Genomic DNA, 24,313 nt, shown 5'->3' with positions numbered 1-24,313 from the left:
AAACGATAAGGAGGGAAAGGATGCGTTGTCCAAAATGTGGGGCTACCAAGTCAAGTGTTATCGATAGTCGCCAAGCAGAAGAAGGGAACACCATTCGTAGAAGACGTGAGTGCGACGAATGCCAACACCGTTTTACAACCTACGAACGGGTAGAAGAAAGAACCTTAGTGGTTGTTAAAAAAGATGGCACACGGGAACAATTCTCCAGAGATAAAATCTTTAATGGGATTATCCGCTCAGCCCAGAAACGTCCTGTGTCAAGTGATGAAATCAACATGGTAGTCAATCGTATCGAACAGAAACTCCGTGGTCGAAATGAAAATGAAATTCAAAGTGAGGACATTGGTTCACTCGTCATGGAGGAGTTGGCTGAGTTAGATGAGATTACCTATGTACGTTTTGCCAGTGTCTATCGTAGTTTTAAGGATGTTAGTGAGTTAGAGAGCTTGCTCCAACAAATCACCCAGTCCTCTAAAAAGAAAAAGGAAAGATAAATGAAGCCAATTGACCGTTTTTCTTATCTAAAGAATAATCGGGTGTCGCAAGATACCTCATCTCTGGTACAGTGCTACCTCCCGATTATCGGTCAGGAGGCACTGAGCCTTTATCTTTATACGATTAGTTTTTGGGATAATGGCAGAAAGGAATATCTTTTTTCAAGCATTCTTAACCATCTCAACTTTGGGATGGATAGACTGATAAAATCCCTGAAAATCCTATCTGCTTTTAATCTCTTGACCCTCTATCAAAAGGGGGATGTTTATCAGCTAGCCCTCCATGCTCCTCTTTCAAGTCAGGATTTCTTGGAACATCCTGTTTATCGCAGACTTTTGGAGAAGAAGATTGGTGATGCAGCTGTGGAGGATTTGAAAGTTGAGAGCACTGAGGGAGAAGAAATACCTGTCTCACTCAATCAAGTCTTTCCAGATTTGGCAGAGCTGGGAAGTCAAGAAGACCTTGGTCTCAAGAAGAAAGTGGCCAACGATTTTGACTTGGACCATTTTCGTCAGCTTATGGCTCGAGATGGACTTCGCTTTGCGGATGAGCAGTCCGACGTCTTAAACCTCTTTGCCATTGCCGAGGAGAAGAAATGGACTTGGTTTGAAACCTATCAATTGGCTAAGTCAACAGCTGTTTCCCGGGTTATTTCAACCAAACGCATGCGGGAAAAAATCGCTCAAAAACCGATTTCCTCTGACTTTAGTCCTAAGGAAGCGACCATTATCAAGGAAGCCAAAAGTAAAACGGCCTTGCAGTTCTTGGCAGAAATCAAGCAAACACGCAAGGGAACTATTACTCAAACAGAAAGAGAACTCTTGCAACAGATGGCTGGCTTGGGCTTGCTGGACGAAGTCATCAATATCATTCTCTTGTTGACTTTTAATAAGGTGGATTCAGCAAATATCAATGAGAAATATGCCATGAAGGTAGCCAATGACTACGCCTATCAAAAGATACATTCGGCAGAAGAGGCAGTCTTACGAATTCGTGAGAGAGGGCAGAAGAATCAGGCTCAAAAAAGCAGTAACCCCAGTCCTGCCAAGTCCAATGTACCCAAGTGGAGTAATCCAGATTATAAGAATGAAACCAGCGAGGAAACTCGTCTGGAACTAGAACGTAAGAAACAAGAACTATTAGCTCGATTAGAAAAAGGAGGAGATTAGATGGAAAGTGTCGGAGACGTACTCAAACGTCAACCTAGCCGTTTTCATTATCAAGATTTGGTCCAGAAAATTATGAAGGACCCTGATGTTGCGGCCTTTATCCAGCAAGAATCCTTGACTCCAGAGGAATTAAATCGCAGTATCTCCAAGTTTAATCAATATATCACCGAGCGTGACAAATTTCTCCGTGGTGATACGGATTATATTGCTAAAGGCTACAAGCCGATTTTGGTTATGAATCATGGTTATGCGGATGTTTCTTACGAAGAAACTCCTGAACTAATTGCGGCGGAAAAAGAAGCGGCTATTAAGAACCGTCTCAAGTTAATCAATCTGCCAGCCAGTCTCAAGCAAGCTAGTTTGGCTCAAGTAGACTTGGATGATTTGGGTCGCTTGCCAGTTTTTGAAAAGTTATTAGCCTTCGTGGAGCAATATCCAGCTATTCGAAAAGGTCTTTACCTATATGGAGACTTTGGTGTGGGTAAAAGTTTCATGGTGGCTGCCTTAGCCCATGATTTGTCAGAAAAACGAGGTGTTTCATCAACTCTTCTCCATTATCCTAGCTTTGTCATTGATGCTAAAAATGCTATCAGTGATGGCAATGTGAAGACCTTGGTGGATGAGCTTAAGCTTTCTGAAGTCCTGATTTTAGATGACATTGGTGCCGAGCAATCAACAGCTTGGGTGCGTGATGAAATCCTGCAAGTCATTCTTCAATATCGGATGCAGGAAAATTTACCGACCTTTTTCACCTCCAACTTCAACTTTGAAGAATTGGAGCAGCATTTTGCTAAAGGGAAACATGGAAATGACGAAACCTGGGAAGCCAGACGAGTCATGGAACGCATCCGTTATTTGGCTGAGGAGACTCGTTTAGAAGGAGTGAACCGTCGATGACAGAAACAATCAAATTAATGAAGGCTCACACTTCAGTGCGCAGATTTAAGGAGCAATCCCTTCCTCAGGAAGACTTGACTGAAATCCTGACAGCAGCCCAAATGGCCTCGTCTTGGAAGAATTTCCAATCCTACTCTGTGATTGTGGTACGAAGTCAAGAGAAGAAAGATGCTCTGTATGAATTGGTACCTCAAGAAGCCATTCGCCAGTCAGCTGTTTTCCTTCTCTTTGTCGGAGACTTGAACCGAGCAGAAAAGGGAGCCCGACTTCATGCCAATTCATTCCAACCCCAAGGTGTAGAAGGTCTCTTGATTAGTTCAGTCGATGCGGCTCTTGCTGGTCAAAATGCCCTGCTGGCAGCTGAAAGCTTGGGCTATGGTGGTGTCATTATTGGCTTGGTGCGTTACAAGTCAGAAGAAGTTGCAGAACTTTTTAACCTGCCTGACTACACCTATCCTGTCTTTGGGATGGCACTAGGTGTGCCAAATCAACATCATGATGTGAAGCCAAGACTACCACTGGAGAATGTTGTCTTTGAGGAAGAATATCAGGAACAAACAGTTGATGTGATTGAGGCTTATGACCGTGTACAGGCTGACTATGCTGGGGCGCGTGCGACCACAAGCTGGAGTCAGCGCCTAGCAGAACAGTTTGGTCAAGCTGAACCAAGCTCAACTAGAAAAAATCTTGAACAGAAGAAGTTATTGTAGAAAGTGAGAAATTATGGCCCTACCAACTATTGCCATTGTAGGACGTCCCAATGTTGGGAAATCAACCCTATTTAATCGGATCGCTGGTGAGCGAATCTCCATTGTAGAAGATGTCGAAGGAGTGACACGTGACCGTATTTATGCAACGGGTGAGTGGCTCAATCGTTCTTTTAGCATGATTGATACAGGAGGAATTGATGATGTCGATGCTCCTTTCATGGAACAAATCAAGCACCAGGCAGAAATTGCCATGGAAGAAGCAGATGTTATCGTCTTTGTCGTGTCCGGTAAGGAAGGAATTACCGATGCAGACGAATACGTAGCCCGCAAGCTTTATAAGACCCACAAACCAGTTATCCTCGCAGTCAACAAGGTGGACAACCCTGAGATGAGAAATGATATCTATGATTTCTATGCTCTCGGTTTGGGTGAACCACTGCCTATCTCATCTGTCCATGGTATCGGTACAGGGGATGTACTAGATGCGATTGTGGAAAACCTTCCAAATGAATATGAAGAAGAAAATCCAGATGTCATTAAGTTTAGCCTGATTGGTCGTCCAAACGTTGGAAAATCAAGCTTGATCAATGCTATCTTGGGAGAAGACCGTGTCATTGCTAGTCCTGTTGCTGGAACAACGCGTGACGCTATTGATACCCACTTTACAGATACAGATGGTCAAGAGTTTACCATGATTGATACGGCTGGTATGCGTAAGTCTGGTAAGGTTTATGAAAATACTGAGAAATACTCTGTCATGCGTGCCATGCGTGCTATTGACCGCTCGGATGTGGTCTTGATGGTCATCAATGCGGAAGAAGGCATTCGTGAATACGATAAACGTATCGCAGGATTTGCCCATGAAGCTGGTAAAGGGATGATTATCGTGGTCAACAAGTGGGATACGCTTGAAAAAGACAACCACACTATGAAAAACTGGGAAGAAGATATTCGTGAGCAGTTCCAATATCTACCTTACGCACCGATTATCTTTGTATCAGCCTTGACTAAGCAACGTCTTCACAAACTTCCTGAGATGATCAAGCAAATCAGTGAAAGTCAAAATACACGTATTCCATCAGCTGTCTTGAACGATGTCATTATGGATGCTATTGCCATCAACCCAACACCGACAGACAAAGGAAAACGACTTAAGATTTTCTATGCGACTCAAGTGGCAACCAAACCACCGACCTTTGTTATCTTTGTCAACGAAGAAGAACTCATGCACTTTTCTTACCTGCGTTTCTTGGAAAATCAAATCCGCAAGGCCTTTGTCTTTGAAGGAACACCGATTCATCTCATCGCAAGAAAACGTAAATAAAAAAGCAGAATCTGGAATGACATTTCCAGATTTTTTTGATATAATAAAATAATAGAAAACGCTATCAAAAAGGAGGTGTCGATGAAACATTTGTTTAAATTTATAATCTTATTTCCCTGGTTTTACTTTTTCAACTGGATTGAAAAGGATAATAGAGAAAGTAAATTTTTCCCAATTTTTTACTATTTTTACTGGTTTTACATCCCCCTCTATGCTCTTTTTAGCCTTGCTTGGACAGTTGTTTCAGTTCTGTTTTTCAATATCGTCTTGAGAAATTTGACAGATATCAAGTTATGGGGCATTTGGTTTCTTTTTATTCTGCTAGCTATTGGTCTGAATTGGTTAACTTATTCCTGTTTCAAAAAAATGCTTAGACTAAGAAAGGAGTTAGGGAAATCTAAAGGTGGAAGGCATTGATTTATATGGTTTTTATTTTTAGGAGGTGGCTTATGAAGATTCCTCTCTTAACTTTGGCAAGGCATAAATTTGTTTATGTCTTGCTTACTTTGCTTTTTCTTGCTTTGGTTTATCGTGATGTTTTGATGACTTATTTCTTTTTTGATATTCATGCGCCCGATCTAGCTAAATTCGATGGACAAGCAATTAAAAATGACTTATTAAAATCAGCATTAGATTTTCGTATTCTCCAGTTCAATCTAGGTTTTTATCAATCATTTATTATTCCAATCATCATTGTTTTGCTAGGTTTTCAATATATTGAGCTGAAAAATAAAGTTTTACGATTGAGTATTGGAAGAGAAGTGAGTTATCAAGGGATACTTGCAAGTATCCCTTGTGTGATATATTTAGTGACTGTGCTGATAATTGCAATTTTAACTTATTTCTTTGGGACTTTTTCTCCTCTTGAATGGAATTCTCTATTTTCTGATGGGAGTAGTTTACAAAGGCTCCTAGATGGAGAGATAACAAGCTATTTGTTCTTTACTTGTGTCCTACTAATCGGTATTTTCATCAATGCAGTCTATTTTTTTAAAATAGTTGATTATTTAGGGAATGTGACTCGTTCGGCAATTGCCTATTTGATGTTTCTTTGGCTTGGTTCTATGATGCTCTATAGTATCTTGCCATACTATATGGTTCCTATGACGAGTTTGATGCAAGCTAGCTATGGGGATGTCAGTTTGATGAAACTCTTTACTCCTTATATCCTTTATATTGTCCCTTATATGGTGCTTGAAAAATATGAAGATAATGTTTAAGAACTTTAACAATACTTGGCTAAAGAGAAAGATCGTTTTACTACTTCGTATAGTTTTGATGATGATTTTGATAAACTATCTATTGTCAACAGTGGTTCAAAAGCAGGATGTTTTTCTCTTTTTCAAGAGGGAATTGATTTCAATCTTTTCCTATAATGACTATTCTGAAGCGAATTTAGAAATCCCCAAACTCTTGTTAAACCTTTCGATTTTCATGGTAGGATGGCTCTCTGTCATTTTGCTTGAAAGTGATTTGGCAGACCATTACCATCACTTAATTCGCTATCAATCAAGTTCCTTTTTCGATTATACAAGGAAACGATTGGTTGTCATCTCTAAATTTTTTATTCAAGATTTATTTGTCTGGTTCCTTGGTTTACTTCCTCTAGGAATTCATTTCAAAACAGTCGCACTTTTCTTTTTACTTGCTCAGTTAATGATCTTGTACTTACTACTGTCTTATCTGATAGCACTGATTAGTGCGGGCGCTGGTTTTTCCTTTTTTCTCTATTTTTTAGCATTTGTGGGACAAGAATGGATGATGGATCATATTGTAACAGTGTATTTAGTACTCTTAAGTTTATTAGTTATGTTGATTGTTAGTCGCTTGGAAGAGAAATTTAAGAAAGGATAAACGATGAGACTTGAAATTATAAATGGACAGAAAATTTATGGGAAAAGACCTATTTTAAATGAGTTAAATCTGGTCTTTCAATCAGGAAAAATTTATGGACTTAAAGGTGATAATGGATCTGGCAAAACGGTTCTTTTAAAGGTACTTGCTGGTTATATTAAGCTTGACAAAGGAAAAGTTCTTCAAGATGGGAAAGTTTACGGGGTAAAAAATCATTATATTCAGGATGCAGGGATTTTAATTGAAAAGGTAGAGTTTCTATCTCATTTATCCCTTAGAGAAAATTTGGAACTGTTAAGGTATTTTTCATCTAAAGTTACGGAAAAAAGAATTGCCGATTGGATCCAATATTATGATTTAAAGGAATTTGAAGATGTTGAATACCGTCATTTATCCTTAGGAACAAAGCAAAAAATAGCTTTGATTCAAGCCTTTATTGCCGAACCATCTATACTCTTTCTCGATGAACCCATGAATGCTTTGGATGAGAAGAGTGTGAGGTTAACCAAACAGGTCATTTTATCTTACCTGAAAAAAGAAAATGGTCTGGTTATCCTGACATCACACATATCGGAAGATATTTCAGACCTTTGCACAGATGTATTAGTTGTCGAAAATGGACATATACAATATTTAAAGGATATACAATCCTAGGAGGTGGCTTATGGAACATCTAAAATCATTTATTACACGCTATTCTAAGGTCTATATTGGTTTAGTTCTGTTGATCTGGCTGGCTTTCTTCTTTCTTCCTTGGGGCAGTCCGATTCTGGGGGGGAAGATTGACCTCTTCAGCATACAGAAAGTCTTGCTAGTTTTTGGTATTCTGTCTATTTTGATGGCCTTGCTGTCCAAGAAAGTCGGTCTCTTTGTTTTTGGATTGATCTGCTGTTTTTCTCTTTGGATAAATCTATTTATCCTATTTGCGATTTTGCCGATTTTTGTTGGCAATTAAAGCATCATAAAAGTCAGAGAGGTTAGCTTGGAAACTAGCCTCTTTTTCCTTTTCAAAATGGGGATTCTTCCTTGAAAATAATCAGTAATTGTGCTAAAATTAAAAGAACATTCTAAAATATTCGGAATTTAAAGTAAGGAAAAACATGGCTAATATTTTAAAAACAATTATCGAAAATGATAAAGGAGAAATCCGTCGTCTGGAAAAGATGGCTGACAAGGTTTTCAAATACGAAGACCAAATGGCTGCTTTGACTGATGACCAACTAAAAGCAAAAACAGTTGAATTTAAAGAACGTTATCAAAATGGAGAATCACTGGATTCATTGCTTTATGAAGCATTTGCGGTTGTCCGTGAGGGTGCCAAACGTGTCCTAGGCCTCTTCCCATATAAGGTTCAGGTCATGGGGGGAATCGTTCTTCACCATGGTGACGTGCCAGAAATGCGTACAGGGGAAGGGAAAACCTTGACTGCGACTATGCCGGTATACCTCAATGCCCTTTCAGGTAAAGGGGTTCACGTAGTTACGGTCAATGAATACCTGTCAGAACGTGACGCGACTGAAATGGGTGAATTGTACTCATGGCTTGGCTTGTCAGTAGGGATTAACTTGGCTGCCAAATCTCCAATGGAGAAAAAAGAAGCCTATGAGTGTGATATTACCTACTCAACCAACTCAGAAATCGGATTTGACTACCTTCGTGATAACATGGTCGTTCGCGCTGAAAACATGGTACAACGTCCGCTTAACTATGCCTTGGTCGATGAGGTTGACTCAATCTTGATTGATGAGGCGCGTACACCTTTGATCGTATCAGGTGCTAACGCAGTTGAAACCAGTCAACTCTATCACATGGCAGACCACTATGTAAAATCTTTGGACAAAGACGACTACATCATCGATGTGCAGTCTAAGACTATTGGTTTGTCTGATTCAGGGATTGACAAGGCGGAAAGCTACTTCAAACTTGAAAATCTCTATGACATCGAAAACGTAGCTCTGACTCACTTTATCGATAATGCCCTTCGTGCCAACTACATCATGCTTCTCGATATTGACTATGTGGTCAGCGAAGAGCAAGAAATCTTGATTGTCGACCAATTTACAGGTCGTACCATGGAAGGTCGTCGTTATTCTGATGGATTGCACCAAGCCATTGAAGCCAAAGAAGGTGTGCCAATTCAGGATGAAACCAAGACATCTGCCTCAATCACTTACCAAAACCTTTTCCGTATGTACAAGAAATTGTCTGGTATGACAGGTACAGGTAAGACCGAGGAAGAAGAATTCCGTGAAATCTACAACATTCGTGTGATTCCAATCCCAACAAACCGTCCTGTTCAACGGATTGACCACTCAGACCTTCTTTATTCAAGTATCGAAGCTAAGTTTAAAGCGGTTGTCGAAGACGTTAAGGCTCGTTACCAAAAAGGTCAGCCTGTCTTGGTTGGTACAGTAGCAGTTGAAACCAGTGACTATATTTCTAAGAAATTGGTTGCAGCTGGCGTTCCTCACGAAGTTTTGAATGCCAAAAACCACTATAGAGAAGCCCAAATCATCATGAATGCTGGCCAACGTGGTGCCGTTACCATCGCAACCAACATGGCCGGTCGTGGTACCGACATCAAGCTTGGTGAAGGGGTTCGTGAATTGGGTGGACTTTGTGTGATTGGTACAGAACGCCATGAAAGCCGTCGTATCGATAACCAGCTTCGTGGACGTTCAGGTCGTCAAGGAGACCCAGGTGAGTCACAATTTTATCTATCCCTTGAAGATGACTTGATGAAACGTTTTGGTTCTGAACGCTTGAAAGGAATCTTTGAACGTCTCAACATGTCTGAAGAGGCCATTGAGTCTCGTATGTTGACGCGTCAGGTTGAAGCGGCTCAGAAACGTGTCGAAGGAAATAACTACGATACCCGTAAACAAGTCCTTCAATACGATGATGTCATGCGTGAACAACGTGAGATTATCTATGCTCAACGTTACGATGTCATCACTGCAGACCGTGACTTGGCACCTGAAATTCAGGCTATGATCAAACGCACGATTGAACGTGTCGTTGATGGTCATGCGCGTGCCAAACAAGATGAAAAACTAGAAGCGATTTTGAACTTTGCTAAGTACAACTTGCTTCCTGAAGATTCTATTACGATAGAAGACTTGTCAGGCTTGTCTGATAAGGCGATTAAGGAAGAACTCTTCCAACGTGCCTTGCAAGTTTACGATAGTCAGGTTTCAAAACTACGTGATGAAGAAGCAGTTAAAGAATTCCAAAAAGTCTTGATTCTACGAGTGGTAGATAACAAGTGGACAGATCATATCGATGCCCTTGATCAATTGCGTAATGCGGTTGGACTTCGTGGCTATGCTCAGAACAACCCTGTTGTTGAGTATCAGGCAGAAGGTTTCCGTATGTTTAATGACATGATTGGTTCGATTGAGTTTGATGTGACACGCTTGATGATGAAAGCACAAATTCATGAGCAAGAAAGACCACAGGCAGAACGCCATATCAGTACAACAGCGACTCGCAATATCGCTGCCCACCAAGCAAGTATGCCAGAAGATTTGGATTTGAGCCAGATTGGACGCAATGAACTTTGCCCATGTGGTTCTGGTAAGAAGTTTAAAAACTGTCACGGTAAAAGACAATAAAATGAGATAGTTTAGAGGCGGATACCTTGTGAAAAGTAAATTTTTACTTGGTATCCGTTTGCTTTATAAGGAGATGAGTTATGGTATTTACAGCAAAAAGTCCTAAAATCAATATTGAAGAAGTTCGTGCCTTATCAAAATTAGAAGGCCAAGCTTTGGGGAGAAAATCTCAGCGTGATCAAGAGCTAGAAGCCATTATACGTGGAGAAGACCAGCGAATTCTCTTGGTAATCGGGCCATGCTCATCTGACAATGAAGAAGCTGTTCTTGAGTACGCTAAGCGTTTGGCAGTCTTACAAGAAGAAGTGGCAGACCGTATCTTTATGGTTATGCGTGTTTACACTGCCAAACCTCGTACCAACGGAGATGGCTATAAGGGTTTGATTCACCAGCCTAACGCGACAGAAGCGCCAAGCCTCATCAACGGAATCAAAGCCGTTCGCCATCTTCACTATCGTGTCATCACGGAAACAGGGATGACAACTGCTGATGAAATGCTTTATCCTGAAAACCTTCCGCTTGTAGATGATTTGATTTCTTACATGGCGGTTGGTGCCCGTTCAGTTGAAGACCAGCAACACCGCTTTGTAGCAAGTGGGGCAGGATTTTCGACTGGGTTTAAAAATCCAACCTCTGGAAATCTCAATGTTATGTTTAATGGGATTTATGCTGCTCAAAACAAACAAAGTTTCCTTTTCCTAGGAAAAGAAGTGGAAACAACTGGGAACCCGCTTTCGCACGCCATTCTTCGTGGTGCTCTTAATGAGTATGGAAAAAATATTCCCAACTACTATTATGACAATTTAATTGACACCATTGCCCAGTATGAGAAAATGGGCTTGGAAAATCCTTTTATCATCATTGATACCAATCATGACAATTCTGGTAAGCAGTATATGGAACAGATCCGAATTGTCCGCCAGACCTTGATTAACCGTGCTTGGAATGAAAAAATCAAGCAGTTCGTTCGTGGTTTTATGATTGAGTCTTATCTGGAAGATGGTCGACAAAATGAGCCAGAAGTATTTGGCAAGTCTATCACAGACCCTTGCCTGGGTTGGGAAAATACGGAAGCCCTTGTCAGAGAAATTTACAAAACGTTAGGAGAATAAGATGGCATTTATTGAAAAAGGTCAAGAAATCGATATGGAAGTCATCAAGGCTGAAACCCAATTGTCTGCGGAAGCCTTGAGACTCAAGGAAAACCGTGACAGGGAATTGGCAGACATTATTTCAGGGGAAGATGACCGTATCCTCTTGGTGATTGGTCCTTGCTCTTCTGATAATGAAGAGGCTGTCTTGGAATATGCTCGCCGTTTATCCGCCTTGCAAAAGAGGGTAGCGGACAAGATTTTCATGGTCATGCGCGTGTATACTGCTAAGCCTCGTACTAACGGAGACGGCTATAAAGGTTTGGTTCACCAGCCAGATACTTCTAAGGCTCCAAGCCTGATTAACGGTTTGCAGGCTGTGCGTCAATTGCACTACCGCGTGATTACAGAGACTGGTTTGACGACGGCAGATGAGATGCTTTATCCGTCAAATCTAATCTTGGTGGATGACTTGGTCAGCTACCATGCCGTTGGCGCTCGTTCTGTGGAAGACCAAGAGCACCGCTTTGTGGCCTCAGGGATTGATGCACCAGTAGGGATGAAAAATCCAACCTCAGGAAATTTGGGTGTTATGTTTAACGCCATCTATGCTGCTCAAAACAAGCAAACCTTCCTTTATCATGGGCAGGAAGTTGAGACTTCAGGTAATCCTTTGTCCCATGTCATCCTCCGTGGAGCAGTTAACGAGTATGGCAATTATATGCCGAATTACTACTATGAAAACCTACTCCAAGCCATTGAACGCTATGAAACAATGGGACTTGAAAATCCCTTTATCCTCATTGATACCAACCATGATAACTCAGGCAAGCAGTATATGGAGCAGATTCGAATTGTTCGCCAGACCTTGCAAAATCGTGATTGGAATGAGAAAATCAAAAAGACAGTTCGAGGATTTATGATTGAATCTTACCTAGCAGATGGTCGTCAAAACCAACCAGAGGTCTTTGGTTGCTCTATTACCGACCCTTGCCTAGGTTGGGAAAATACAGAGGCCTTGGTAGAAGAGATTTATGCTACCTTAACAAAATAAGTGAAAAGGATGGAGTTGGGGAATCTCAACTCCTTTTGATGAGAATGATAGTTGGACACGGAATTGACATCGAAGAATTAGCTTCGATAGAAAGCGCAGTTACACGACATGAAGGTTTTGCTAAGCGCGTGCTGACCGCTAAGGAAATGGAGCGCTTCACCAGTCTCAAAGGGCGCAGGCAAATCGAATATTTAGCTGGTCGCTGGTCGGCTAAGGAGGCCTTTTCCAAGGCCATGGGAACGGGTATTGGAAAACTCAGTTTTCAGGATTTGGAAGTCTTGAATAATGAACGCGGGGCGCCTTATTTTAGTCAGTCACCATTTTTAGGAAAGATTTGGCTGTCTATCAGCCACACCGATCAGTTTGTGACAGCCAGTGTCATTTTGGAGGAAAATCATGAAAGCTAGTCCGCATAGACCAACCAAGGCTCTGATTCATCTGGGAGCTATTCGACAAAATATTCAGCAAATGGGAGCTCATATCCCTCAAGGAACGCTTAAGTGGGCTGTGGTCAAGGCCAATGCCTATGGTCATGGAGCTGTTGCCGTTGCCAAGGCGATTCAAGATGATGTTGATGGTTTTTGCGTTTCGAATATCGATGAAGCCATTGAACTCAGACAGGCTGGGCTTAGCAAGAAAATCCTTATTTTAGGAGTTTCTGACATCGAAGCTGTTGCTCTAGCTAAAGAATACGACATCACCTTGACGGTTGCTGGACTGGAGTGGCTTCAAGCGCTCTTAACTAGAGAAGAAGACCTAGCTGGATTGACAGTCCACCTCAAGATTGACTCAGGCATGGGACGGATTGGTTTTAGAGAGGCCAGTGAAACTAATCAGGCTCAAGACTTGCTCAGACAACATGGTGCTCGTGTTGAAGGGATTTTTACCCACTTTGCTACTGCAGACGAGGAATCAGATGACTACTTTAATGTCCAGTTAGAACGGTTTAAAACTATTTTAGCTAGTATGAAAGGTCTTCCAGACTTAGTTCATGCTAGCAACTCAGCAACGACTCTTTGGCATGCAGAGACTATTTTCAATGCGGTCCGTATGGGAGATGCTATGTATGGTCTCAATCCAAGTGGAGAGGTTTTGGACTTGCCTTATGACTTGAAACCAGCCTTGATCTTGGAATCTGCTCTGGTTCATGTCAAGACAGTTCCAGCTGGAGCTTGTATGGGCTACGGAGCTACCTATCAGGCGGATAGCGAGCAGGTTATCGCGACCGTGCCAATCGGCTATGCGGATGGATGGACACGAGACATGCAGAATTTCTCTGTCTTGGTAGATGGCCAAGCTTGCCCAATCGTCGGTCGGGTTTCGATGGACCAGATTACCATTCGTCTGCCTAAGCTTTATCCGCTAGGAACCAAGGTAACCTTGATTGGCTCCAACGGTGACAAGGAAATCACTGCAACTCAGGTAGCTGCCTACCGTGGGACTATTAACTATGAGGTGGTTTGTCTCCTCAGCGACCGCATTCCGAGAGAATATTATTAGAAAAGAAAGGAGTGGAGCATGAATCTACATCAACCCTTGCATGTCTTACCTGGTGTGGGACCAAAGTCAGCAGAAAAATACGCCAAACTAGGAATTGAAAATTTGCAAGATCTCTTGCTCTACTTTCCTTTCCGTTACGAAGATTTTAAGACCAAGCAGGTGCTGGAACTGGAAGACGGGGAAAAGGCAGTTCTGTCTGGTCAAGTCGTGACTCCTGCCAGTGTCCAGTATTATGGTTTCAAACGCAATCGTCTACGCTTTAGTCTCAAGCAGGGAGAAGTTGTTTTTGCGGTGAATTTCTTTAACCAGCCCTATCTAGCAGATAAGATAGAGTTGGGAGCAACTCTTGCTGTCTTTGGAAAATGGGACCGTGCCAAGGCTAGTTTGACTGGGATGAAGGTCCTGGCTCAGGTGGAAGATGACCTCCAACCTGTCTATCGCTTGGCTCAGGGAATCAGTCAGGCCAGTTTGGTCAAGGTCATCAAGACAGCCTTTGATCAGGGACTGGACCTCTTGATTGAGGAAAATCTTCCCCAGTCTTTGCTGGACAAATACAAACTCATGTCCCGTTGTCAGGCTGTTCGTGCCATGCATTTCCCCAAGGATTTGGCAGAATACAAGCAGGCTCTTCGCCGTATCAAATTTGAGGAACTCTTTTATTTCCAAATGCAATTGCAGACGCTCAAGTCTGAAAATAGAGTTCAGGGAAGTGGTCTGGTTTTGAATTGGTCTCAGAAAAAAGTGACAGCAGTCAAAGAAAGCTTGCCTTTTGCCTTGACTCAAGCTCAAGAAAAAAGTTTGCTGGAAATTTTGGCTGACATGAAGTCCGACCATCACATGAATCGTCTCCTGCAAGGGGATGTGGGGAGCGGGAAAACAGTAGTTGCTGGCTTGGCTATGTTTGCAGCAGTGACAGCTGGTTATCAGGCTGCCCTCATGGTACCAACAGAAATCCTTGCAGAGCAACACTTTGAGAGTTTGAAGGGGCTTTTTCCTGACTTGAAACTGGCTCTCTTGACAGGTTCCTTGAAAGCTGCAGAAAAGAGAGAAGTCTTGGAGACTATTGCCAAGGGTGAGGCTGATTTGATTATCGGAACTCACGCTCTGATTCAGGATGGGGTGGATTATGCTCGCCTTGGCTTGATTATCATCGATGAGCAGCACCGTTTTGGTGTGGGGCAAAGGCGGATTTTACGGGAAAAAGGCGACAATCCAGATGTTCTCATGATGACGGCGACTCCGATTCCACGGACCTTGGCTATCACAGCCTTTGGAGATATGGATGTTTCCATTATCGACAAGATGCCAGCAGGACGGAAGCCTATTGTGACTCGCTGGATTAAGCATGAGCAACTACCTCAGGTCTTGACTTGGTTAGAGGGAGAAATCCAAAAAGGTTCACAAGCCTATGTCATCTCTCCCTTGATTGAAGAATCAGAAGCTCTGGATTTGAAAAATGCCATTGCCTTATCAGAGGAGTTGACAGCTCATTTTGCAGGCAAGGCAGAGGTGGCTCTTCTACATGGTAAGATGAAGAGTGATGAAAAAGACCAGATTATGCAGGAGTTCAAAGAGCGAAAAACGGATATTCTAGTTTCGACAACGGTTATCGAGGTTGGGGTTAATGTTCCCAATGCGACCGTTATGATTATCATGGATGCCGATCGGTTCGGGCTCAGCCAGCTTCACCAGCTTAGAGGTCGTGTCGGTCGGGGAGACAAGCAGTCCTACGCTGTTCTCGTTGCCAATCCTAAGACGGATTCTGGGAAAGACCGCATGCGCATCATGACAGAAACTACCAATGGTTTTGTTCTTGCGGAGGAAGATTTGAAAATGCGTGGTTCAGGTGAGATTTTTGGAACCAGACAATCAGGTCTCCCAGAATTTCAAGTGGCTGATATTATCGAAGATTTTCCGATTTTAGAAGAAGCCAGAAAGGTTGCTAGCTACATTAGTTCTATTGAAGACTGGCAAGAGGATCCAGAGTGGCGCATGATTGCCCTTCATCTGGAGAAGAAAGAACATCTGGATTAAGCTTTCTCTAAGGAAAACTTAAGCTAGCTTTCAGGTTTGACCCTTATACTAGAGTCATCAAAAAGAAACGAGGACTCTCACATGACAGTAACTATTAAAGTAAATTACCAAACCACTTTCCAAAAGAAAGAAGCAAAAAACTAATATAAATAGAAGGAAGAAAGAGCGAAATGCTCTTTTTTCGCTACACAGAAGCTTGGAAAGAAGATCCAGAGTGGCGCATGATTGCCCTTCATCTGGAAAAGAAAGAACATCTGGATTAAGCTTTCTCTAAGGAAAACTTAAGCTAGCTTTCAGGTTTGGCCCTTATACTAGAGTCATCAAAAAGAAACGAGGACTCTCATATGACAGTAACGATTAAAGTAAATTACCAAACCACTTTCCAAAAGAAAGAAGCAACAAAATAAGATTGAACAGGAGAAAAAGGGCGGAAATGCTCTTTTTTCGTTTCTAAAACTACTTTCAACCCATCATCCTAAAAGTAAAGAAGCTAAATTCACTTTCTATTTACCCTTCTTTCTTGCATTGCTTCCCTAGATATGCTACAGTTGTGGTAACGATTACAAAACAAAAGGAGTATGCTATGAAAAATCCAGCTTTATTAGAAGAAATCAAGACCTATTTAGGAAGGGACGAGGTTCCAGAAGACTTTGATGCTTTCTGGGATGAGGAAGTGAAAAAAGTTTCCACGCTTCCAACCTATCAGTTGGAGGAAAGAGATTTCCACATTCCTCAAGTCAAGTGCTATGAATTAACCTTTGAAGGAACCAATGGAGGCAAGGTCTATGCACGCGTCGTTCTTCCAAAGAGTGAGGAGAAGGTTCCGCTAATCTTCCATTTCCATGGTTATATGGGACGTGGCTGGGACTGGGCCGACATGCTAGCCTTCACCGTGGCTGGTTACGGTGTTGTCTCCATGGATGTGCGGGGCCAGTCAGGTTACTCGCAAGACGGCTTGTGTTCTCCTCTAGGAAATACGGTTAAGGGGCATATCATCCGTGGTGCTGTGGAGAGTCGGGATCACCTCTTTTATAAGGATGTTTATCTGGATATTTACCAGTTGGTTGAAATTATTGCTAGTCTGCCTCAGGTAGATGAGAAGCGACTTTCCAGCTATGGTGCCTCGCAAGGAGGGGCTTTGGCCTTGGTTGCAGCAGCGCTCAATCCTCGAATTCAGAAAACAGTTGCCATCTATCCCTTCTTGTCAGACTTCAGACGAGTGCTTGAGATTGGTAATACTAGCGAAGCTTACGACGAACTTTTCCGTTATTTCAAGTTTCACGACCCCTTCCATGAAACAGAGGAGGAAATCATGGCGACCCTGGCCTATATCGATGTGAAAAATCTTGCCCATCGTATCAAGGGTGAGGTTAAGATGATTACGGGCTTGGACGATGATGTTTGCTATCCTATTACCCAGTTTGCGATTTACAACCGTCTGACCTGCGATAAAGCCTATCGCATCATGCCTGAGTATGCCCACGAAGCCATGAATGTATTTGTCAATGACCAAGTCTACAACTGGCTTTGTGGTAGTGAAATTCCTTTTAAGTATGTGAAGTGATGAATGAGAGAGCCTAGTAGCTCTCTTTTTGTATAGAGTCTAGTCAGCAAATATTCTAGTTCATATATACTTTGAAATTCATACTCTTAGAAAATCTCTTCAAACCACGTCAGCTTCGCCTTGTCGTATATATATGTTACTGACTTCGTCAGTTCTATCTGCCACCTCAAAACGGTGTTTTGGGCTGACTTTGTCAGTCTTATCTACAACCTCAAAACAGTGTTTTGAGCGGCCTGCGGCTAGCTTGGTCTTTGATCTTCATTGAGTATAAAAAACAGATGAGTCTCTGTTTTCTTTTTATGAACTATAAATGTTCAGCTGAAACTACTTTCAAGGAGATTATTATATAAAAGAGTTTCTTGAAACTAAAATCTATTATACCACACTGCATTGAAAGCGTTTTAAAAATGAGGTATAATAAATTTGCTAACACTTATAAAAAGTGATAGAATCTTATCTTTATGTATATTTAAAGATAGATTGCTGTAAAAATAGTAGTAGCTATGCGAAATGACAGATAGAGAGAAGGGATTGAAGCTTAGAAAAGGGGAATAATATGATATTTAAGGCATTCAAGACAAAAAAGCAGAGAAAAAGACAAGTTGAACTACTTTTGACAGTTTTTTTCGACAGTTTTCTGATTGATTTATTTCTTCACTTATTTGGGATTGTCCCCTTTAAGTTGGATAAGATTCTGATTGTAAGCTTGATTATATTTCCCATTATTTCTATAAGTATTTATGCCTACGAAAAGCTATTTGAAAAAGTGTTCGATAAGGATTGAGCAGGAAGTATGGTGTAAATAGCATAAGCTGATGTCCAATAATTTGCTTATAAAGAGATATTTTAGTTTAATTGCAGCGGTGTCCTGGTAGATAAACTAGATTGGCAGGAGTCTGATTGGAGAAAGGAGAGGGGAAAATTGACACCGATTTGAGATAGTTTGTTTAGTTCATTTTTGTCATTTAAATGAACTGTAGTAAAAGAAAGTTAAGAAAAGACAAACTAAGTGTATTTTCTGGAGTAAATGTCTTATTTCAGAAATCGGGATATAGATATAGAGAGGATCAGTATGAATCGGAGTGTTCAAGAACGTAAGTGTCGTTATAGCATTAGGAAACTATCGGTAGGAGCGGTTTCTATGATTGTAGGAGCAGTGGTATTTGGAACGTCTCCTGTTTTAGCTCAAGAAGGGGCAAGTGAGCAACCTCTGGCAAATGAAACTCAACTTTCGGGGGGGGGGGGGGAGCTCAACCCTAACTGATACAGAAAAGAGCCAGCCTTCTGAGGAAGGAGAAAATATAACTCTTCCTGCAGAGCATGTAGAGTCTGTTTCAGAGACTGAACTTTCTGGCAATGAGCAAGAACATGAAGACAAGCAAGAAGAAAAAATTCCAAGAGATTACTATGCACGAGATTTAGAAAATGTCGAAACAGTGATAGAAAAAGATGACTTAGAGACGAATGATTCAAACGAAAAAAGAGTAGACTTGTCTGATGAGTTGGAGAAAGTAAAGGGACTCCAAAATGCAACTGTTCATGTGGAGTTCAAACCGGCTGCTGATGGTCCTAGTTTTTACAATCTCTTTTCTGCTTCTAGTACAACTAAAGTAAATGAGTACTTTACAATGGCAATCAATAATGGGACAGCTTTGATAGAGGGACGTGGAGCTGATGGTAGTCAATTTTATGGAAGTTATACAGATGCGCCTTTGAAGATTAGACCAGGCAAGTATAATTCGGTTACTTTTACTGTTGAAAGACCAAGAAAGGATAGTCCAAATGGTCAGGTTCGTCTTTATGTGAATGGTGTATTATCTCGTACGAATAAAAAGTCAGGAAAATTCCTGGCAGACATGCCAGATGTGGATAAACTCCAGTTAGGTGCAACTAATAGAGCAGGAGAACTGAAGTGGGGCTCAGATCTTTCTATTCGTAATCTGACTGTATACAATCGTGCTCTAACTCCAGAGGAAGTCAAAAAACGTAGCCAGTTATTTGATGTAACAGATATTGAACCATCACTTCCTGAAGGAGCTGTCTTGACAGAAAAGCAAGAGTTGTTTATGAGTGGTGTCAATGATAAGCCAAATAGTGAAGGAATTAAGAGTTATCGGATTCCAGCTTTGCTACGTACGGATAAAGGAACATTACTAGCAGGAGCAGATCAGCGTCGTCTCCACCATTCTGATTGGGGAGATATTGCTATGGTCGTTAGGAGAAGTGAGGATGGGGGAACTACTTGGCAGCCAACCTTAACCTTGACCAACCTGCGAGACAATCCAGAAGCAAAAGATCCGCAGGCACCATCTCCACTTAATATCGATATGGTCTTGGTTCAAGATCATACCACAAAGAGAATTTTTTCAATCTACGATATGTTTCCAGAGGGTCGAGCTGTCTTTGGAATGCCAAACAAACCTCAAAAAGCTTATCAACAAGTTGGAGACAAGCACTATCAATTACTATATAAACAAGGGGAAAATCAAGCATATACTGTTCGAGAAAACGGAGAAGTATATGATGCAAATAATCAAAAAACAGATTATCGCGTTGTAGTGGATCCAAAAGAAGAAGCCTACAGAGATAAGGGTGACCTCTATAAAGGAGAAGAGCTTCTTGGGAATATCTACTTTGCTCCATCTGCTAAAAATCCATTTCGTGTAGCCTATACGAGCTATTTGTGGCTTTCCTATAGTGATGATGATGGGAAAACTTGGTCGAAACCAAGAGATATTACACCATCAATTCGCCAAGATTGGATGAAATTTTTAGGAACAGGTCCAGGTACAGGAATTGTGCTTAGAACAGGAGAGCACAAGGGTCGTATCCTAGTTCCTACTTATACCACCAACGCTATCTCCCATCTAAGCGGATCTCAGTCTTCTCGTTTGATTTATTCAGATGACCATGGAGAAACATGGCAGGCTGGAGCTGCTGTTAATGATGATAGGACAGTAGGCAGAAGGAAAATTCATTCCTCAACTATGAATAATAGTCCTGCCCAAAATACAGAGTCAGTTGCTGTACAGTTAAATAATGGTGATGTGAAACTCTTTATGAGAGGATTAACGGGTGATTTACAGGTTTCCACAAGTAAAGATGGTGGGCAAACTTGGGACAAGGAAATCAAGAGATACAATCAGGTTAAAGATGTTTATGTCCAAATGGCTGCTATTCACACCATGCACGAAGGAAAAGAATACATCATTTTAACCAATTCAGGAGGACCTAAACGGACGAATGGAATGGCTCATTTGGCTCGTGTAGAGGACAACGGAGACTTGACTTGGTTACATCATAGACCAATTCAAAAAGGAGAGTTTGCCTATAATTCGCTTCAAGAATTAGGAAACGGTGAGTATGGTATCTTGTATGAACATACTGAAAAAGGACAAAATGCCTATACCCTATCATTTAGAAAATTTAACTGGGAATTTTTAACAAAAGATCCGGTATATCCAACAAGTGTAACTATCAGGGAAGTTCGTAAATTGGAAACAGAAGAAGAGGATGCAGAACAAGGCATCTTAGCTATGCAATTTGATTCTGAGGTACTAGTGAATGCTATTCCGACTTTGACTTTAGCGAATGGACACAAAGCTACCTTCTTGACCCAAGCAGATCAAAAAACTCTACTTTTCACCTTTAATAAAGAAGATGCAGGTCAAGAAATTACAGGTCTAATGGCCGGTAGAATTGACAGTATGCATGATTTACCAGTTACACTAGCTGGTAGTAGAATTCCTGAAGATGCGAAAGAAAATCCTGTCGAGACCATGAATACAGTAAGAGAAAATGTATCTGAGGAGATGACAGAAAGGAAGTCAGAGAAGGATAAATTATCTTTGGAGTCTTCAGATAGAATGGTAGCAAACTCTCATCTTACTTCTTTTGCTCCTCGTTACCTCCAATCTTATGTAGGAGATGTTATTAAAACTGAGACTAAAGTTCCAATAACGACTGGTTGGAAGCAAGAAAATGGTGCGTGGTATTTTTATACATCTGCTGGTGAAGTGGTGAAAGGCTGGCATCAGGAAGCGGGTAAATGGTACTACTTGAGTTCTACTGGTGCGATGGCAACTGGTTGGGTGAAAGATGGTAACCAATGGTATTATTTGAGTGAGAGTGGAGCAATGTCTACTGGCTGGGTTGAATCCAGTGGTGTGTGGTACTATCTCAATGCTAATGGTTCAATGGCAACTGGTTGGATAAAAGATGGAGACCATTGGTACTATCAGGAATCATCTGGTGCAATGAAGGTAAATCAATGGTTCCAAGTTGGAGACAAATGGTACTATGTTAATGAAAGCGGAAGATTAGCGGTTAATACTATAGTAGATGGTTATCAAGTTAACTCCAATGGGGAGTGGGTCAACTACTAGAACCTTGGATGTTGATGAATAACTGAGACACGTTTTGTCCGTCATAGAGATTAAAAGTTTATTTAGATAGTTTTAGTAGAAATTTCTACTCTAAGAAAAAATCAATTTAGATGAGCTCCTATTGCCGGGTAAATGACTTGCTAGTCGTAAATAAACTGTATATTTCTGACTGGATACTAATAGTCGCAACTTAACAGTTCACTTTAAGTGTTAAAATGCATATAGCTAGCTATTGGTTATATGCGTTTTTGTTTTTAATTATTTTATTTCTTGTCTTGGAATATAGGTAAAGTTATAGTAAAATAAAATTCTGTAAATCATATTGGTAGATATACAAGAAGAGTGTATTGTTGACAATACAGCACATAGAATCCAATATGTCCTTATACTCAAAAAATCAAAGAGCAAATTAGGAAGTTAGCCGTAGCCTGCTCAAAACACCGTTTTGAGGTTGCAGATATAACTGACGAAGTCAGCTCAAGACACTGTTTTGAGGTTGTAGATGAAACTGACGAAGTCAGCTCAAGACACTGTTTTGAGGTTGTAGATGAAACTGACGAAGTCAGTAACATATACACGGCAAGGCTGACCTAGTTTGAAGAGTATGGATCAATCATAACTTATTTGAAGATTTTAAAAGATTGTAAGCTATTATATCTGGATAAATAAGTATTAGAAACTAAAGTGAGGAAAAAGATGTTTTTATATTTAAAAGGTTTAGGAAAATTTCGTATCGCTAACACCAGACGGCTATAGAGTGAACGAGTACGGGGAATGGATCAACTGAACTTGCTTTATGGCATATTGACGAGAAAGCTAGGAGTATAAAAACACTAGAATTCATAGTCTAGGAAGTGGTAAGAGTTCTCTAAAACGGTTGATTTTGTAATCTTTTTTGTAAAATAGAGTCTTTAATAAATAATATGAGCAAGATATATCTCTTTGCAAGTGATTAGGGTCAATAGTTTTTAACTTTCTCACTTCTTTTCCGAATAAATAGATAGAACCATAGAATCTAGCAAAATTAGATTTAAAACTATGGTATAATAGAAGGAGGAAAAGGATGATTCTAAGACATCCGGGCATTAGCCCGACCAATGACTTGGTTGCTAAGAAAATTTTCAGCAACCCAGAAATCACTTGTCAATTTATTCGCGATATGCTGGACTTGCCAGCCAAAAATGTAACCATTTTAGAGGGAAGCAATATTCACGTTTTGCCTTCCCTACCCTACTCGGCACAGGATTTCTATACCAGTATAGACGTCTTGGCAGAGTTAGACAATGGGACACAAGTTATTATTGAGATTCAGGTACATCATCAGAATTTTTTCATCAATCGCCTGTGGGCTTACTTGTGTAGTCAGGTCAATCAAAATCTCGAAAAAATTCGTCAACGAGAAGGTGATACCCACCAGAGTTATAAGCATATCGCACCAGTATACGCTATCGCTATCGTGGACAGTAATTATTTTCAAGATGACTTAGCTTTTCATAGCTTTAGCATGCGCGAGGATACGACAGGTGAGGTCTTAACCATCACAAATAACGGTCAAGCAAACCATCTAGTCAAGATGGCGTTCTTGGAATTAAGAAAATACAGAGAAACCAGCAAAGATAGCATTCGCAAACCGTGGTTGGAGTTTTTTGGGAACAAACCCTTTACCCAGCGCCCCGAGCGAGCCATCAGCCAAGCAGATCAACTGCTGGACTACAAGAGCTGGTCCGAGGAGGATAGGGAAATGTTTAGTCAACTACGTATGCGAGAAGAACAAGCCTTGTTAGCACAGGACTATGCCTTGGAACAAGCTGAAGAAAAAGGGTTGGAGAGAGGTCGGGCAGAAGGACTTGAACGTGGAAAACTTTTTGCATTTCTGGATATGGTTCGCCAAGGACTTCTGACTTCCGAGGTTGCCAGTCAGCAGTTGGGTATGTCAGTATCTGAGTTTGAGGCGTTGTTGTAAGATCAGCAATAATAGACAAGAAAACCATCTGGTTAAGATGGCATTCTTGGAATTAAAAAACTCTAAGCACAAAATCTTAAAATTACAAACACGCATAGTATCAGGGGATTAAGAAACCTTGATACTATGCGTTTTATAGTGCAGTGAATCTATATTAGGACACTACAATTCTTAAATCATTGTTAGAAATTAGTTTGAATTTTCCAATCAATTTATTCGATTTTTACATCATTGCATTATATCATGTGACTATTAACCTTGTTTTCTCCTAAAATTGACTTTCTTGTTTTTTATCTTGTCCACTCGAAACAAGTGTTGTAAGAATTTGATTATTTTTGAAAGTACTTTTAATGTAGTTTATATACTTAAAAAGATTTGAAACTAAATTCCAAATTAGAAAAAGACTTGAAATACTAAAAAAAAAAAGTATACTCTAATTGAAAACGGTAACAAAACTAATTTAGAGTATTTCTCTCTTAAAAAGTTCTTGGTGAAACGAGATGTAGAAAGGAGATTTAGCCAAAGAGTCTACTAGTGCTAGAATAATAGATTAGAATTATTTTAGAAAAACTAATACTCAATGAAAATCAAAGAGCAAACTAGGAAACTAGCCGCAGGCTGTACTTGAGTACGGCAAGGCGACGTTGACGCAGTTTGAA

21 protein-coding genes are annotated in these 24,313 nt (G+C 40.8%); all 21 read left to right on the top strand.

Annotation, left to right across the window (positions count from 1 at the left end; translation table 11 throughout):
- The first annotated feature begins 20 nt into the window (after window positions 1-20).
- Window positions 21-494 (top strand): transcriptional regulator NrdR, encoded by a 474-nt coding sequence (gene nrdR, locus HT728_RS00105; RefSeq protein ID WP_001203672.1) that lies wholly within the window; start codon window positions 21-23, stop codon window positions 492-494.
- On the top strand, window positions 495-1,664 hold the full coding sequence (locus HT728_RS00100) for a replication initiation and membrane attachment family protein (RefSeq protein ID WP_173233155.1): 1,170 nt from the start codon (window positions 495-497) through the stop codon (window positions 1,662-1,664).
- A complete protein-coding gene (gene dnaI, locus HT728_RS00095; RefSeq protein ID WP_173233153.1) occupies window positions 1,665-2,561 on the top strand; it encodes a primosomal protein DnaI in 897 nt (298 codons plus the stop codon).
- Complete coding sequence (locus HT728_RS00090; protein ID WP_173233151.1) at window positions 2,558-3,271, top strand: NADPH-dependent oxidoreductase; 714 nt, start codon at window positions 2,558-2,560, stop codon at window positions 3,269-3,271. The genes dnaI and HT728_RS00090 overlap by 4 nt, the downstream gene beginning before the upstream one ends.
- A gap of 13 nt (window positions 3,272-3,284) precedes the next feature.
- The gene (gene der, locus HT728_RS00085) at window positions 3,285-4,595 is read left to right on the top strand and encodes a ribosome biogenesis GTPase Der (RefSeq protein ID WP_001207696.1); all 1,311 of its coding nucleotides are present in this window, start codon (window positions 3,285-3,287) and stop codon (window positions 4,593-4,595) included.
- Window positions 4,596-4,676: 81 nt separating this feature from the next.
- A complete protein-coding gene (locus HT728_RS00080) occupies window positions 4,677-5,012 on the top strand; it encodes a hypothetical protein (protein ID WP_173233148.1) in 336 nt (111 codons plus the stop codon).
- 32 nt (window positions 5,013-5,044) lie between these two features.
- The gene (locus tag HT728_RS00075; RefSeq protein ID WP_173233146.1) at window positions 5,045-5,815 is read left to right on the top strand and encodes a hypothetical protein; all 771 of its coding nucleotides are present in this window, start codon (window positions 5,045-5,047) and stop codon (window positions 5,813-5,815) included.
- Window positions 5,808-6,449 (top strand): hypothetical protein, encoded by a 642-nt coding sequence (locus tag HT728_RS00070; protein ID WP_173233286.1) that lies wholly within the window; start codon window positions 5,808-5,810, stop codon window positions 6,447-6,449. Before HT728_RS00075 ends, HT728_RS00070 begins: the two co-directional genes overlap by 8 nt.
- Window positions 6,450-6,452: 3 nt before the next feature.
- Window positions 6,453-7,103 (top strand): ABC transporter ATP-binding protein, encoded by a 651-nt coding sequence (locus HT728_RS00065; RefSeq protein ID WP_173233144.1) that lies wholly within the window; start codon window positions 6,453-6,455, stop codon window positions 7,101-7,103.
- A gap of 10 nt (window positions 7,104-7,113) precedes the next feature.
- Window positions 7,114-7,404: a hypothetical protein gene (locus tag HT728_RS00060; RefSeq protein ID WP_173233142.1), complete on the top strand. Its 291-nt coding sequence runs from the start codon at window positions 7,114-7,116 to the stop codon at window positions 7,402-7,404.
- 145 nt (window positions 7,405-7,549) lie between these two features.
- Window positions 7,550-10,063: a preprotein translocase subunit SecA gene (gene secA, locus HT728_RS00055; protein ID WP_173233141.1), complete on the top strand. Its 2,514-nt coding sequence runs from the start codon at window positions 7,550-7,552 to the stop codon at window positions 10,061-10,063.
- 80 nt (window positions 10,064-10,143) lie between these two features.
- A complete protein-coding gene (locus HT728_RS00050) occupies window positions 10,144-11,175 on the top strand; it encodes a 3-deoxy-7-phosphoheptulonate synthase (protein WP_173233139.1) in 1,032 nt (343 codons plus the stop codon).
- Window position 11,176: 1 nt separating this feature from the next.
- Window positions 11,177-12,208, top strand: a complete 1,032-nt coding sequence (locus HT728_RS00045) for a 3-deoxy-7-phosphoheptulonate synthase (protein ID WP_173233137.1) — start codon at window positions 11,177-11,179, stop codon at window positions 12,206-12,208.
- 44 nt (window positions 12,209-12,252) lie between these two features.
- Window positions 12,253-12,615, top strand: a complete 363-nt coding sequence (gene acpS / locus HT728_RS00040) for a holo-ACP synthase (protein ID WP_173233284.1) — start codon at window positions 12,253-12,255, stop codon at window positions 12,613-12,615.
- A complete protein-coding gene (gene alr / locus HT728_RS00035) occupies window positions 12,605-13,708 on the top strand; it encodes an alanine racemase (RefSeq protein WP_173233135.1) in 1,104 nt (367 codons plus the stop codon). The genes acpS and alr overlap by 11 nt, the downstream gene beginning before the upstream one ends.
- An 18-nt stretch (window positions 13,709-13,726) precedes the next feature.
- On the top strand, window positions 13,727-15,742 hold the full coding sequence (gene recG / locus HT728_RS00030) for an ATP-dependent DNA helicase RecG (RefSeq protein ID WP_173233134.1): 2,016 nt from the start codon (window positions 13,727-13,729) through the stop codon (window positions 15,740-15,742).
- A gap of 583 nt (window positions 15,743-16,325) precedes the next feature.
- Window positions 16,326-17,306: an acetylxylan esterase gene (locus tag HT728_RS00025; protein WP_173228811.1), complete on the top strand. Its 981-nt coding sequence runs from the start codon at window positions 16,326-16,328 to the stop codon at window positions 17,304-17,306.
- A gap of 556 nt (window positions 17,307-17,862) precedes the next feature.
- The gene (locus HT728_RS00020) at window positions 17,863-18,090 is read left to right on the top strand and encodes a hypothetical protein (protein WP_050234264.1); all 228 of its coding nucleotides are present in this window, start codon (window positions 17,863-17,865) and stop codon (window positions 18,088-18,090) included.
- A 243-nt stretch (window positions 18,091-18,333) separates the two neighbouring features.
- Window positions 18,334-18,570 carry a YSIRK-type signal peptide-containing protein gene (locus tag HT728_RS00015; protein WP_321207686.1) on the top strand — a complete coding sequence of 79 codons (237 nt, stop codon included), beginning with the start codon at window positions 18,334-18,336 and terminating at the stop codon, window positions 18,568-18,570.
- On the top strand, window positions 18,524-21,691 hold the full coding sequence (locus HT728_RS00010; protein ID WP_173233120.1) for a sialidase domain-containing protein: 3,168 nt from the start codon (window positions 18,524-18,526) through the stop codon (window positions 21,689-21,691). Before HT728_RS00015 ends, HT728_RS00010 begins: the two co-directional genes overlap by 47 nt.
- 1,063 nt (window positions 21,692-22,754) lie before the next feature.
- On the top strand, window positions 22,755-23,654 hold the full coding sequence (locus HT728_RS00005) for an Rpn family recombination-promoting nuclease/putative transposase (RefSeq protein WP_173233118.1): 900 nt from the start codon (window positions 22,755-22,757) through the stop codon (window positions 23,652-23,654).
- Window positions 23,655-24,313: the final 659 nt, after the last annotated feature.

It is taken from the genome of Streptococcus sp. 544 (assembly GCF_013277385.1).
Lineage (GTDB): Bacteria > Bacillota > Bacilli > Lactobacillales > Streptococcaceae > Streptococcus > Streptococcus mitis_BA.
Note: the sequence above shows the minus strand (reverse complement) of the source record. Positions and strands in the feature narration are given on the sequence as shown.